Raw genomic sequence first — 15,524 nt, forward strand, 5'->3', positions numbered from 1 at the left:
ATACTGGTAATCAGGCCCTCGCGCTCCATGTCGTCAGCAGACCTCAATAGCCTGTCGTATCTGTCTTCAGCATCGATGCGGTTTTCGGACAGTGTAAAGAGCTCTTGCCAGGTTTTTACGGCCAGCCTTCTTCTCGCCTCTTTCATCGTGCTCCCCCCGGTTGTCGTGGGGAGTAGATATCAACAGCGCTCACGCGTTCCATTTAACTTGACCGCATCCAAAGAGCGCCGGCTATGTTCGCCAGCGAACAGACGAACAGCCCTCCAGTTCCCCACACTGAAGCTGAGAAGCTATGTCCACCAAGCGCTGCTCGGGGCTGGCGCACTGCGTTGGCGCACCTATCAAAACGCACGCAATTGCATTGTGCGTTTCAGGCTCAGGACCTTATGAACAGCATATGGACACGCATACAGAAGGTAATTTCTGGCTCGTCCGGCTTTTGGCGAACCCGACAGTTTTCCCCACAGCGATTCGAATACGAGCCGATATTGCGCTCGGAGCTTTTCAGCGCCGACCAGATGGCCAATCACGGCATCGCTCTGGCCGGCCAGCATCGCCTGACCACGCTGTCCGCACGGGACTCGATGCTGCACAGGCTCGACGATAACGAGGAGCTGCTCAAGCGCAGCTGCACGGCGCTGTCCAACGCGCAAATGTCCAGCCGACGCGTGACGCCGGCAGCGGAATGGCTGCTGGACAATTACTATCTGGTCGAGGACAACATCCGCGCCGCCAGAACGCACCTGCCCAAAGGCTACAGCCGTGAGTTGCCACGGCTGATCAACGGCCCGTCTGCGGGGCTTCCTCGCGTCTATGACATCGCCCTGGAGACCATCTCCCATGGCGACGGTCGAGTCGATGAGGACAGTCTGAGCCGCTTTATTCTTTCCTATCAGACAGTGATGCCACTTGCGCTGGGCGAGCTGTGGGCGATACCGATCATGCTGCGTCTGGCGCTGATCGAAAACCTGCGGCGAGTGGCCTCGCGAGTCATGGCCAACGCCGATGATCGCAATCTGGCCGATGACTGGGCCGAACGCTTGATCGAAACCTCAGAACGAGACACCAAAAACGTGGTGCTGACCGTTGCTGACATGGCTCGCTCCGCTCCGCCGATGACCCCCGCCTTTGTCGCCGAATTCACCCGCAGCCTGCAGGGTCAGAACGCAGCCCTGGCGCTGGCGTTGAACTGGATCGAACAGATGTTGAGCGAGACAGGCTCCAGCATCGAACGCCAGGTGCAGCTTGATGCGCAACAACAGGCAGCGGATCAGGTGTCCATCGGTAACAGCATCGGCAGCTTGCGCCTCTTGTCCGCCACTGACTGGCGCGAGTTCGTCGAGTCGATGAGTCATGTCGAACAGATTCTCAATGAAGACCCGGCAGCGATTTACCGGGCGATGGATTTCAAAACCCGTGACAGCTACCGGCATGTCATTGAACGCCTTGCCCGAAGAAGCCCCCAGCATTCGGAAATCCAGGTCGCCCGCGCCGCGATCAATCTCGCCGCAGCCGGAACCGCCTCAGTCTCCAGCCCATTGCTGGCCCACCATGTCGGGTATTTCCTGATCAGCGCAGGGTTGCCGACGCTCGAGCGACGGCTCAACGCGCGGGTACCGCTTCATGAGCGCTGGAAACGTTTGTTGCAGCAGTCACCGTTGATGTTTTACCTGGCGCCGGTGGCGTTTCTGACGCTCATCTTCGCCTGGCCTCTACTGGCCTCCGCGCAGCGCGACGGGATGCCTGATGCGGCGCTTCTGATGATGGCGATTCCTTGCCTGATCATGACCAGCCGCCTGGCGATCAGCCTGATCAACTGGCTGGTCACGTTCAGCATGTTGCCGACGACTCTGCCGAAAATGGATTTCGCCAACGGCATTCCCGATGACGCGCGAAGTCTGGTGGTGATCCCGACGCTGATCGCCAGCCCGGCAGATGTGGACGAACTGGTGGAAGGTCTGGAAGTACGTTTTCTCGCCAACCGCGACAGCAACCTGTATTTCGCCTTGCTCAGCGATTTTCTGGATGCGACTGAAGAGTCACAGCCGCAAGACGCCGAGCTGCTGACACGGGCCTCCCGTGCAATCACCCTGCTCAACCAAAAATACGCGGACGGACTCAGCGACCGATTCCTTCTATTGCATCGGCCGCGTCGCTGGAACGCGAGCGAACGCGTGTGGATGGGCCACGAGCGCAAACGCGGCAAGCTGATTGAACTCAACGCCCTGTTGCGCGGCAATGGACTGGATCGTTTCAACGCCATCGTCGGTGACCTCACGCCGTTGCGCGGGGTGCGTTACGTGATCACGCTGGACACCGACACCCTGCTGCCGCGCGACGTCGCTCGCCAATGCGTGGCGGCCATGATGCACCCGTTGAATCGTCCATTGTTCGACAGTGCGGGCGAGCAGATCATTTCCGGCTACGCGGTGTTGCAACCGCGAGTGGGCATCAGCCTGACCAGCGCCACGCGCTCGATCTACGCCCGTGTTTTTGGCAGTGATGCCGGCGTCGACCCCTACACTCGGTCGGTATCGGATGTTTACCAGGACCTGTTCCAGCAAGGCTCCTTCATCGGCAAGGGCATCTACGACGTGGATGCGTTCACCTGCGCCCTGGAAGGTTGCTTGCCGGATAACCAGATTCTCAGCCACGACCTGATCGAAGGGTGTTATGCACGATCCGGCCTGCTCAGCGACGTGCAAGTCTACGAGCAATACCCCTCGCGCTATGGTGCCGATGTCAAACGAAGGCATCGCTGGGTCCGCGGTGACTGGCAATTGCTGCCGTGGACATTGCCCTGGGCGCGCAACGCCGAGGGCAAGTGGGTACGCAACAGGTTGAGCGTCATGGCACGCTGGAAGATTCTGGACAATCTGCGACGCAGCCTGGAGCCGCTGGCGCTATTGCTGATGTTTGCATGGGGTTGGTTTGCCAGCAGTCAGCCGATGAACTGGACCCTGACAGTCATCGGCTTGATGGTGATTCAACCGGTGCTTCGCGCGGTGACTGATCTGATGCAGCCCCTCGCTGATGTGCCTTATGGACAATATCTCAGGGCGGTGCTGGGTGATCTGGCACAGGACCTGGCCCGGGCGTGTCTGACGCTCGCCTGGCTGCCCTTCGAGATGTTCTACAGCGCCGATGCAGTCTTGCGCTCGCTCTGGCGAATCGGCTTCAGCAGACGCCGGCTTTTGCAATGGCAGCCCTCGCGCGAGGTGGAGCGCACCACCGATAATCAGCTGTTTGGCCTCTATCGCCAGATGTGGATCGCGCCGGTGTCGGCCCTGATCTCACTGGCCCTGCTGGCGCAGGATCCGCAGACGCTGGCCATTGCCAGTCCGCTGCTGTTGTCGTGGCTGGCAGGTCCCTGGATCGCCTGGTGGCTCAGCTCGGCACCCCAGCAGTCGGAGTTCGCACCGTCGACGGAGGATTTGCGCTTCCTGCGGGTGCTGGCGCGCAAGACCTGGGCATTCTTCGATCAATACGTCGGGCCTCAAGATCACTGGCTGCCACCGGACAACGTGCAGGAAGAACCCAGGCCTGCCATTGCCCACCGCACCTCGCCGACCAATATGGGCATGTCCTTGCTCGCCCACCTGGCCGCCCACGATTTCGGCTATTTGAGTACCGAACGGCTGCTGTCCCGGCTTTCGGCGTCGTTGGACAGCATGGAGGGTCTGGAGCGTTATCGGCAGCACTTCTATAACTGGTACGACACGCAGACCCTCGAGCCGCTGCGTCCGCATTACGTCTCCACTGTCGACAGCGGGAACCTGGCGGGCCTGCTGCTGACCTTGAGCACCGGCATTGCGCAACTGGCAGACGCCCCGATGTTCGGCCCTGCCGTGATCAAGGGCCTGCGCGATACCCTGGATATCCTTGCAGACTCCCAGCGCGCCTCGGGGGCGGATGAAGACGCCCTGAATCAACTGAGAGAAGGCCTTGAACATGCCTCACAAGCGGCGACCACCGAGGCGCTGGCAGACCTGCTGCAAACGGCTCACGTCACGGCCACAAGCACGCTAACGGACACCGACGCGGAAAGCCTGTACTGGCGAGCAGCGTTTACCCGGCAATGCATCGACTGGACAGAAGAACTGCAGCGCTATCAACTCCCTGCCCCCCTGGTCACGACTGAATCACCACGCACCTTGCGTCAGCTGGCAGGTCTGAACCCCGCCGACTGGGCCACCGACCATCATTCTCAAATCAACCGGGTCCGCAGTGACGCCGCGAAGCGAATGAAGACCCTGGATCAGTTGGCGCTATTGGCGACGTCGCTGGCGCAGATGGATTTCTCGTGGCTTTACGACAACCAGCGTGACCTGTTCGTCATCGGGTACAACGCCGAGGAGCGCAGGCTCGACACCGGTTATTACGACCTGCTGGCGTCCGAGGTGCGGCTGACCAATTTCGTGGCTATTGCGCAAGGTCAGATTCCCCAACGCGCCTGGTTCACCTTGGGAAGGCTACTGAGTGAAAACGCTGGCGTACCGACGTTGCTGTCCTGGTCGGGCTCGATGTTTGAATACCTGATGCCGATGGTGGTGATGCCCAACTATGACGGCAGCCTGCTGGACCAGACTTGCCGCGCCGCCGTATCGGTACAGATCGAACATGGCAACAGACTGGGCATTCCCTGGGGCGTTTCGGAATCGGGTTACTCCACCGTCGACGCGCACTTCAATTATCAATACCGCGCTTTCGGCGTTCAGGTCCTGGGGCTCCAGCGCGGGCTGAGCAATGACGTCGTGATAGCGCCCTACGCCAGCGCCCTGGCATTAATGGTCGATGCCGATGCGGCCTGCAAAAACCTGCAACGTCTTGCCCTGGTCTCTTCAGGGCGATTCGGTCTGTATGAAGCGGTGGATTACACCGAGGCCCGCCTACCGCGCGGCCAGCGCTTCGCCGTGGTCCGGTCGTTCATGGCTCACCACCAGGGCATGAGCCTGCTGGCCTTGACCAGCCTGCTGCTCGATCAACCCATGCAACGCCGATTCGAGGCTCAACCGGCGCTGCAATCAGCCTTGCTGCTGTTGCAGGAGCGGGTGCCCAAATCCGCCGCGCCGTACCTGCAAACCGCACAGTCGCCAGTGCTCGGTGAAGTTGGTCCGGGCCAGGATACGGGGCTTCGAGTGTTCTCTGATCCAGGACGCAAACGCCCGGCCGTGCAGTTGCTTTCCAACGGTCGCTACCACGTCATGCTGACCAGCGGCGGCGGTGGATACAGCCGGCACAATGAAATGGCCGTCACCCGTTGGCAGGAGGACACTTCTCAAGACAATTGGGGGATGTTCTGCTACCTGCGCGATGTCCAGACCAACACGGTCTGGTCGGCTGCGCATCAACCGACGTTGCAAAAACCCGAGAGCCACGAGGCGATCTTCTGCGATTCCCGTGCAGAGTTCCGCGCGCGCAACCTGGATTTCGACACGCATCTGGAAATTGTCGTCTCACCTGAAGACAACATCGAACTGCGCCGCCTGCATGTCACAAACCTCGCGTCATCAGCCAAAACACTGGAGATCACCACCTACGCCGAAGTTGTGCTGACATCCCCAGCCAGCGACGCGATGCACCCGGCATTCAGCAAGTTGTTCGTGCAGACCGAATTACTGCCTGCGCTTCAGGCCATTGTTTGCAGCCGCCGCCCCCGCGCCAGCGATGAACCAACACCGTGGATGTGCCATTTGCTGGCGGCACACGGAGTGGACATCGATGCGATCTCGTACGAAACCGATCGCGCCCGGTTCATCGGCCGAGGACGCAGCCTTGTGTCACCTGCCGCCCTGGATGCCAATTGTCAGCGCTTATCAGGAAGTGCGGGCCCGGTGCTCGATCCGGTGGTCGCGATTCGCTGCAGGATTACCCTGCAACCCGGCCAGCAGGCCACCATCGACCTGGTCACCGGCGTAGCCGACAACCGTGACGGCTGCCTCTATCTCATCAACAAATACCGCGACCGCCACCTCGCCGACCGGGTATTCGACCTGTCCTGGACGCATAGCCAGGTGCTTCTGCGTCAGCTCAACGCCTCGTTGTCGGACGCCCGTCTGTTCGAGCAGATGGCCTCGTCGTTGCTGTATGCGAACGCCTCGACGCGCACCGACAATGCGGTGCTGATTGCCAATCGCCGCAATCAGCCGGGACTCTGGGGTCAGGCCATCTCCGGCGACCTGCCCATTGTTTTGCTGCAAATCCAAAGCCTGGATAACATCGCCTTGGTGCGGCAATTGATTCAGGCCCACGCCTACTGGCGACAAAAAGGCCTGGTGGTCGATTTGCTGATCTGGAACGAAGATCAGGCGGGTTATCGCCAGCAACTGCAAGACGCGATCCTGGGCCTTATCACCTCAGGCAGTGAAGCCACTCTGCTGGATCGCCCGGGCGGTATTTTTGTGCGCCCCGCGCAGCAGATGTCGAATGAAGATCGCGTGCTGTTCCTCTCGGTTGCCAGGCTGGTGTTGAACGAAGATCTGGGCAGCCTTGCCGAACAGATGCACCGGCGCAAAGTATCACCGGTGCACGCGCCGTTTGTGGCGACCCGGCATTTTCAGGCTCGGCCGGCACCGGTACGACCGAACCGTCCCTTCCTGCTGTTGAGCAACGAATATGGCGGCTTCAGCGCCGATGGCGGTGAATACATCATCACCGGGCTCGCGCCCGATCCGACACCCGCGCCCTGGGTCAACGTGATCGCCAATGCACATCTCGGCACGGTGGTCTCGGAGGCAGGCAGCGCCTATACCTGGGCCGAAAACGCCCATGAATTTCGCCTGACGCCCTGGCACAACGATCCGGTCACCGATCGCAGCGGCGAAGCCATTTACCTGCGTGATGAAGAGACCGGGCACTTCTGGTCTGCAGCGCCTCAACCCTGCTCCGGACAAGGCCCGTACCAGACCCGTCACGGTTTCGGTTACAGCGTGTTCGAACATGAAGAAGACGGCATTTACAGCGAGCTGTGGATCTACGTGGCGCTGGATGCGCCGATCAAATTCTCTCGGCTATTGTTGAGCAACCGCTCGGGACGCCGCCGGTCATTGTCGGTCACAGGGTATGTGGAATGGGTGCTGGGCGATCTGCGCAGCAAATCGGCGATGCATGTGGTCACCCAATCGGACCCCGCCAGCGGGGCCTTCTTCGCCCGCAACGCCTATTCGGTGGAGTTTTCCGAGCGGGTGGCGTTCTTTGACACCGACACGATCGATCACGGTGTCAGCGGTGACCGTACTGAATTCATTGGCCGCCATGGCACCCTCGCCTCACCGGCAGCGATGCAGCACGCCGGTCTGTCCGGGCGCATGGGCGGTGGTCTGGACCCTTGTGCCGCCCTGCAAGTGTCGATCGAACTCGGCGAGGGCGACACCCGGGAAGTCATTCTGCGCCTGGGGGCAGCGTCTTCCAGTAACGCCGCCACCCAGCTGGTGCAGCGTTATCGGGGCAGCCTGGCCGCCTCCGAGGAATTGCATAAAGTACGGGAACACTGGCGCTCATTGCTCGGAGCGATTCGTATTGAAACGGGCGCGCCTGCGGTCGACGTCATGGTCAACGGCTGGTTGATGTACCAGGTCATCGCCTGCCGCTTCCAGGCTCGAAGCGGTTACTACCAATCAGGGGGTGCCATCGGTTTCCGCGATCAGTTGCAGGACAGCATGGCGATGATCCATGCCGATCCGGCAGCCGTGCGGGCGCATCTGTTGCTGTGCGCCGGCCATCAGTATGTGGAAGGCGACGTGCAACACTGGTGGCACCCGCCAATGAATCGAGGGGTTCGCACGGCCTGCTCCGATGACTTTTTGTGGCTGGTGGCCGCCACCAACCGCTATGTTGAAATGACCGCGGATGTGGGTGTACTGGAAGAAAACGCCGGGTACCTGGAAGGACGTCTACTCGGGGCCGGCGAAGAGTCCTACTATGACCTCCCCGGGGTGTCGGACCTGCGAGAGTCCCTGTATCGACACTGCGTGCGTGCCATCGAACATAGCCTGCGTCGCGGCCATCACGGACTGCCGCTGATGGGCTCCGGTGACTGGAACGACGGCATGAATCGCGTCGGCCATCTGGGTGCAGGTGAAAGTGTCTGGTTGGGTTTCTTCAGCCACCAGGTGTTGGAGCAATTCGCGGTGACCGCCCGCCTGCACGGTGATCACGAATTTGCCAAGCGTTGCAGCGACGGTGCGGTGACACTGCAACGCAACCTCGAACAAAACGCCTGGGACGGCGCCTGGTATCGCCGTGCATGGTTCGATGACGGGCAACTGCTCGGCTCGGCGAGCAATGAAGAATGTCGTATCGATTCCATTGCTCAAAGCTGGTCAGTGCTGTCAGGGGCCGGCTCTGCGGTGCGCCAGATCCAGGCCATGCAGTCACTGGATGAGCATCTGCTAAAACGTGAGATCCGTGCCGTGTTGCTGCTTGATCCACCGTTCGACAAGGGTGCCCTGGACCCGGGTTATATCAAGGGCTACGTGCCTGGCGTGCGCGAGAACGGAGGTCAGTACACCCATGCTGCCGTTTGGGCGGGCATGGCGTTTGCGCAGTTGGGTGAAGCCGGCAAAGCGTGGGAACTGTTGAACCTGATCAATCCCGCCGACCCTGCCAACAATGCTCAAATCGACACCTATAAGGTCGAGCCCTATGTCATGGCCGCCGATGTCTACGGCGCCGCGCCCCATGCCGGGCGTGGAGGCTGGACCTGGTACACCGGTTCTGCCGGCTGGATGTACCGGCTGATCGTCGAGTCATTGCTGGGCGTACAACGCAGCGGCCGCACGCTCAGAATCGAACCGCTGATACCCGTCGATTGGCCGGGCTTTATCTTGCACTACCGCTTTGGCAAAACCCTCTACCATTTTGATGTGCGTCAGGGCAGTTCGACCTTCACCTCCATGACCCTCGACGGCCAGCCATTGCGTGACGCTACGCTGACACTGGATGACGACGGCCGAGAGCGTTGGGTTCGGGTGGATTGCCGCGCCCGAACACCCAGGCCTCAGGCGCTGGAATACGAGCGTGCCGCCGATGAGTAGACATTGGCCACCAACCTTGGCGTGCATGGGAGTACCCTGAGCCGGCACACCCCTGCTCCGCCACGGATGCTCTGCCATGCATGCCTCCCACGCACCAAGCGACAACCATCTACTTGCGGCGCTACCGGCCGTCGACCTCCAGCGTCTTGTTCCGCATCTGGAGCAAGTCAGCCTGGCGCTGGGCGATGTGCTGTATGAACCCGGGGATACCTTGCGGCACGTTTACTTTCCGACTGACGCCATCGTTTCCCTGCTTCATGTCACGGAAAATGGCTCGTCAGCAGAAATCGCCGTGGTCGGAAACGAGGGTTTGATCGGCATTGCGCTGTTCATGGGCGGCGAAAGCACCTCCAGTCGGGCGGTGGTGCAGAGTGCCGGTACTGCATTTTGTCTGCCTGGGCAAAAGCTCAAGAAAGAATTTAATCGTCATGGTGATCTGCTCATGCTGATGCTGCGCTACACCCAGGCGCTGATCACCCAGATGTCACAGACCGCCTTGTGCAATCGCCACCACTCGATCGATCAGCAATTGTGTCGATGGCTGCTGTTGTCGCTGGATCGCCTGCACGGCAATCGCCTGAACATGACCCAGGAGCTGATCGCCAACATGCTGGGCGTACGCCGCGAAGGCGTCACTGAAGCGGCCGGCAAACTGCAGCGCCAAGGCGTCATCGAGTACAGCCGAGGCCAGATCACTGTCCTGGATAGAACGCGCCTTGAGCGGCTCAGCTGCGAGTGCTACCTGGTGGTCAAGACCGAAACCGATCGGCTGTTGCATTACACCCGTCGTCAGGACGAGTGATGCAATCGGATTGATTATCGGCGGCAATACCGGCTGTCCCTTAAACCTGCCAGCGAGCGGATATTGCTCGCGCTAACCTCGCATAAGACCAGGGTGGCGAGCAGCCCAATAAATGAGCCGGAGTTCATCGCGTGTTATGAACAACAGTTGGGCTGGTATAAACGTCGTTGCAGATCTGTTCGATGCCGACTTTACACCGGCAGATATTTCCTGACCGCTTTATGCAATACATCCAGCGAAGATGGCTTGCGTAGGAACATAGCGTTGGAAGGCAACAACCCGTCAGGAATCGACCTGTCCCCGGAGGTGACGATGACAGGCAGGCAAGGCCAGCGTGACCAAATCACCTGTGCCAATTCCAGTCCGTCCATGCTGCCCGGCATACAGACGTCGGTCATTACCAATGATATTGAAGACGAGTCTTCCAGCGCGAGAAGAGCATCATCCGCAGATGCACAATCAATCACAAATAATCCCAACAGCGACATAGCCTCTACCAACAGTGAACGCAGTATTTCATCATCTTCTACGACCAGCACTGTTGGACACATGATTGATAAATCCCGAAAGCTTGTCACTTAGTGTTGCTGCAGGTGGTTAGCGTTTCGAGCAGCTGACGAGCGGAGTTCGGAGCGTTATCGGTAGATCACCTCGAAGACATTGACCACGTCGCCGATGTGATTATCACGATGCTTCGAGATACGGACGCTTCTCTTGTTGGCGTGCCGGGGCTTGATGAAATGCTCGGCGGAGGTCTGCCCAAGGGTTACTCGCTGCTGGTGGCTGGCCCCTCCGGTTCAGGAAAAAGCATTTTGGCGTCAACGCTCCTCGCCGAAGGTGCCCGTAACGGTGAAACCGGAGTGATCGCGGTATTCGAGCAACGCCCCAATCGCTTGCGCAACGCTGACCTCGCAGCATTGATTCTTGAAGGCAAGGTCGGACTGGGCGAGAGCCACGCACCCGATCTTTCTATCGATGAGGTCGTCCATTTGCTGCTGACAGAGATCCGCCGCTTGGGAGCCACCAGAGTGGTCATCGATTCGCTCTCGGGTTTCGAAATGGCAGTGGCTCCAACGTTTCGCGAAGACTACCGTGAGTCGCTGTCACGGCTGGTCACAGCGTTGACCGGTATCGGTGTTACTGTGTTGATGACCTCTGAACTCGAAGACCGTTACACCGATCTACGGTTCAGCCCCTACGGTACAGCGTTCCTGACCGATGCAATCATCGTTCAACGCTACATCGAAGTAGACAGCCGCCTGCAGCGCATCATGGGCGTAGTCAAGGTTCGGGCCAGCGCTCACTCCGATGAGCTGCGCCTGTACCATATTGACAATAATGGCTTGCAGGTTGGGGAAATGCTTCACGGTCAGGAAGGTTTACTGGGTGGTCGGCCCAAAAAAAGCAGCCCTGATGACGCCCCCCTTGGAGATCAAAATGGTTGAGTGCACCTATGAGTGAGACCAACAGCGAGAACGAACGTGGAGTGGCAAATGCCGCCCGCGAACTCTTACTGTTGGGGAAAAAAATCGTCCAATCTCGGGAACTCCTTGTATCGCTGGAAAAAGATCTAATTGGAGTAAAGGGTGACCTTAGAGATAAGAAGAAGATTGAACTTCTGATTGAGGCCAATCAACAACTGGTGTTGAAGCTGCTGGATGAGCCAGATTCCACAGCGCCGCACACTGGAGTACCTGATCAATGTCAGGAAACGCTTGAAGCTAACGAGCAACTGGTTCTGGCCGCCTTCAACGCCCAAGACATGCAATCCAAAGCTGAGCAGGCATTGGCGGAGCAAAAAAGTGTACTGGCGAAGGTGGCCCACGAGCTTCGCAATCCGTTAACTCCGATCAGCATGATTGCAGAGCGAATGGTCAGCGTGCCCAGCGTTGAACTGCCCCGAATGCGGGCGTTGATTGAAGGACAGGTTCAGCATCTGTCCCGCATCGTTGAGGATTTGTTGGACGTCTCTCGCGTCAGCGGTGGCAGGCTGCAACTTAATCGCGCAGATATCGATATTATTCAAATCATCAGTGCTGCCGTTGAGGCGTGCCGCCCAATGATGGTGGCTAAAAATCTGCAATTCAGCACCAGGTTTCCACATGAAACGCTGGTAATGAATGGCGACCCGGTTCGCCTCACTCAAATTCTGCACAACCTGCTCAGCAATGCAGTCAAATACACACCAAATAAAGGTAACGTCAAGTTATCCGTTACTTTAGAACCTGATTTGTTACATATCCGTGTTTCCGATGACGGCATTGGCATCGCCGCCAAGACGCTCCCCTTCATATTCGATCCGTATGTGCGGGACGCCAAAGCTGTAGGCTTTTGCGGGTCTGGATTGGGGATCGGTCTAACCGTGGTTCGTGAGTTGGTTGAAGCACATGGTGGGACGATTATTGGCCGAAGTGAAGGTGAGGACAAAGGGAGTGAATTTATTGTAACGCTCCCGATCGAGCCTGCTAAGCACCCTGCAAATGCCAATCAGAGGAGTACATAACAATGACCGCTCCGTCGGTACTTGTTTTGGAAGACGATGAACTGCTAAGAATGTTGCTCATAGAAATCATCGAAGACATAGGGGAAATCGTCGTCTCTTACGCTTCGGCGGATGATGGAATGGTTTTTCTGGAAAGCGGAACCCATCAACTTTGTCTGATAATAAGCGATATAAACATGCCCGGCCTTTTGGATGGGTACGATCTGAGCAAAATTGTGACACTTCGGTGGCCGTTGCTTCCCATGATATTGACTTCAGGAGGCGTTCAAAGAGTACTCGAGCTTGGCCCCAATATCAGTTTCTTAGCCAAACCCTGGACGTGTGAAGCAATGCTTCACTCAGTACAATGCGGATTAGACAAATTCAAGAGTTGTAACCGACATTAACTCAGCTCGACTGCTGACTTCGCCCGCCTCTCCATAACGGCAGCCCCACTCATCGACCGCTAGTCTCGTCTATCCACATATCTCTGAACTTCCATCCGTCATTGCTCCTCTCCCGCTAACCATCAAGCTAATGTGAGGAGCAGGACGTCATGAGAGCACTTACCTATCACGGCGCGCATAGCGTAAAAATCGACACTGTTCCCGACCCGGTTATTGAGAATAGCGACGACATCATTCTACGAGTTACGGCCACCGCAATTTGTGGTTCTGATCTCCATCTCTATCGCGGAAAGATCCCGACTGTTGAGCATGGCGATATCTTCGGTCATGAATTTATGGGGATCGTTGAAGAGACAGGTTCAGCAGTCACTGCCGTTCAACCAGGCGACCGTGTAGTCATTCCTTTCGTTATCGCCTGTGGGAGCTGCTTCTTTTGTCAGATGGACTTGTTCGCCGCGTGTGAAACGACCAACACAGGACGGGGAGCGATTCTGAATAAAAAGGCTATCCCTTCGGGTGCTGCACTCTTTGGCTTCAGTCATATGTATGGTGGGATACCTGGGGGGCAAGCGGAATACGTACGTGTCCCCAAAGCCAACACCGGGCCTTTCAAAGTCCCAGGGACACTCTCGGACGAAAAGGTTCTGTTTCTCTCTGACATCCTGCCTACCGCGTTTCAAGCCGTGACGAACGCCGGGATTGGCAAAGGCTCGAGCCTCGCCATCTATGGTGCAGGCCCAGTCGGGTTGTTAAGTGCCGCATGCGCAAGGATGCTGGGTGCAGATCAGATTTTCATGGTCGACCACCACCCCTATCGCTTGGCTTACGCACAAGAAACCTATGGCGTAATTCCAATCAATTTCGATGAAGATGACGATCCAGCCGATACGATCATTCGACAAACCAAAGGTATGCGTGGCGTTGACGGCGTTGTAGATGCGGTGGGTTTTGAAGCCAAAGGCAGCACCACAGAGACGGTGCTAGCTACGCTCAAACTGGAAGGCAGTAGTGGTAAAGCGTTGCGTCAATGCATCGCTGCCGTTAGACGCGGCGGTATTGTGAGTGTGCCAGGCGTGTACTCCGGATTCATTCATGGCTTCCTGTTTGGCGACGCATTCGACAAAGGCCTTACCTTCAAAATGGGGCAAACCCATGTTCAACGTTATCTCCCAGAGCTTTTAGAACATATTGAGGCCGGTCGCCTGGCGCCAGAGGTCATTATCAGCCACCGAATGTCGCTGGAACAGGCTCCTGAAGGCTACAAGATGTTCGACAAGAAGGAAGACGATTGCAGGAAAGTCATTCTGACGCCAGGCGGCCATCAGCCCTCCACGCGGCTGAACGATGACCACGGCCAAGTCTGAAGACATAGGCTGAGTTATGGTTATAAAAGGACTGGATGACGTGCGCCTATGTGCACGCTATCTCGTCCTTTTTTTGCCTAGTGAACTGCGCATAGCTTTGAGGAGTCGGAAGGAGTAAGGGGTCAAAAAATCAGGTCATAACCACGGACACACGACATGCCCCCCCGATCGGCATAACGTTCTCTACTGGCGGTCATGCCAAAACAACAACCCGTGCTCTCCTGCACCTAGCGGCTTCCCTTCCTTTCTCGTCCGGAGTTCGCCTTTTCAACCAGGAATACAGGCATGCGTCTCTCAAATTTTATCAACGAAAATATTGAGCCAATTCTGCAGGCCTGGGAAGATTTTGCGCGAACGATTGACACACCAGGCGTGCCGCTGGATACCAAGGCTCTTCGGGATCATGCCGAGCAAATGCTTCATGCCATTGTGCTCGACCTACGCACCAAACAATCGGTTGAAGAGCAAATTGCGAAAGCTCAGGGAAATGCGCCAACGACCGATACGGAAACGCCTGCGGAAACGCACGCGGTTACGAGATTGATGGCAGGTTTCACTATTGATCAAATGGTGTCGGAGTATCGCGCTCTCAGGACAAGCGTACTCAGCCAGTGGTTAAAGCAAATCAAGGCCGGCAGTCCACTTGATGTGGATGATATGACTCGATTTCATGAAGCAATTGACCAAGCGCTAGCAGAGTCCATTGCGAGCTACTCGCGAGCAGTTGAGGCATCCCGCAACGTTTTTCTCGGCATCCTGGGCCATGATTTACGAACACCGTTGGGCGCTATTTTGCTCGGCGCTGATGTGTTGCGGCGCTCGGAGGGACTTGGCGTAAGGGCGACTAAAATTTCCTCTCAAATTTACACCAGCGTTAAGCGCGCCAGTCAGATTGTCGGTGATCTACTGGATCTCACAAGGTGTCAGATGGGACCGGGAATTCCTGTCAAAAAAGAGGCCTTGGATCTATTGCCCCTGTGCGAGCACATCGTAGATGAGATCCGGGCGTTCCAACCCAATACGGATATTCTTTTCGAGAAGAAAGCGTCAGCTTACGGAGAGTTTGATGGTGCGCGAATGGAGCAGGTTTTCTCCAATATCATAAGCAACGCTGTGAAGCACGGTGATAACCAGTCCCCCATAGAGGTGGCGCTCGACGCTTCAGGGCAGAGCGTTGTTTTCTCCGTCCATAACAGCGGGGAACCGATCCCTGACGACGTGTTGCCCTTCATTTTTAATCCAATGGGCCGGTTTTCTCAGCACTCGATTATCGACCATGGGCCTAGTGAAGGATTGGGCTTGGGCTTATTCATCGCCTCAGAGATCGTTGCCTCGCATGGCGGTGTCATTGAGGTGATGTCGAATCAAGGACACGGCACTACCTTCCTTGTCAGGTTACCTAAGCTTCATCTCAATGGATGACCAATGTTCAAT

General features: G+C 57.5%; 7 protein-coding genes and 1 pseudogene. 7 read left to right on the forward strand and 1 reads right to left on the reverse strand.

Features of this window, described 5'->3' with window-relative positions:
• Positions 1-386: 386 nt before the first annotated feature.
• Both ACYZT6_RS15010 and ACYZT6_RS15015 read left to right on the forward strand, forming a co-directional pair.
• On the forward strand, positions 387-9,035 hold the full coding sequence (locus tag ACYZT6_RS15010; RefSeq protein WP_462027581.1) for a GH36-type glycosyl hydrolase domain-containing protein: 8,649 nt from the start codon (positions 387-389) through the stop codon (positions 9,033-9,035).
• Positions 9,036-9,111: 76 nt separating this feature from the next.
• Complete coding sequence (locus ACYZT6_RS15015; protein ID WP_462027582.1) at positions 9,112-9,837, forward strand: Crp/Fnr family transcriptional regulator; 726 nt, start codon at positions 9,112-9,114, stop codon at positions 9,835-9,837.
• A 191-nt stretch (positions 9,838-10,028) separates the two neighbouring features.
• On the opposite strand, the gene ACYZT6_RS15020 is transcribed toward ACYZT6_RS15015, so the two are convergent.
• A complete protein-coding gene (locus ACYZT6_RS15020) occupies positions 10,029-10,376 on the reverse strand; it encodes a response regulator (RefSeq protein WP_462027583.1) in 348 nt (115 codons plus the stop codon).
• A gap of 177 nt (positions 10,377-10,553) precedes the next feature.
• On the opposite strand from ACYZT6_RS15020, the pseudogene ACYZT6_RS15025 reads away from it, so the two are divergent.
• The 5 genes and pseudogenes from ACYZT6_RS15025 to ACYZT6_RS15045 all read left to right on the forward strand — a co-directional run.
• A pseudogene (locus tag ACYZT6_RS15025) lies at positions 10,554-11,282 on the forward strand (RAD55 family ATPase); the annotation flags it as partial.
• 8 nt (positions 11,283-11,290) lie between these two features.
• Positions 11,291-12,340, forward strand: coding sequence for a sensor histidine kinase (locus tag ACYZT6_RS15030; protein WP_462027584.1), 1,050 nt, complete (start codon positions 11,291-11,293; stop codon positions 12,338-12,340).
• 2 nt (positions 12,341-12,342) lie between these two features.
• Positions 12,343-12,726, forward strand: coding sequence for a response regulator (locus ACYZT6_RS15035; RefSeq protein WP_462027585.1), 384 nt, complete (start codon positions 12,343-12,345; stop codon positions 12,724-12,726).
• Between the two features lie 149 nt (positions 12,727-12,875).
• Positions 12,876-14,090, forward strand: a complete 1,215-nt coding sequence (locus tag ACYZT6_RS15040; RefSeq protein ID WP_462027586.1) for a zinc-dependent alcohol dehydrogenase — start codon at positions 12,876-12,878, stop codon at positions 14,088-14,090.
• Positions 14,091-14,375: 285 nt separating this feature from the next.
• A complete protein-coding gene (locus tag ACYZT6_RS15045; RefSeq protein ID WP_462027587.1) occupies positions 14,376-15,512 on the forward strand; it encodes an ATP-binding protein in 1,137 nt (378 codons plus the stop codon).
• The last annotated feature ends 12 nt before the right edge of the window (positions 15,513-15,524 follow it).

Source organism: Pseudomonas sp. RT6P73 (assembly GCF_054897715.1).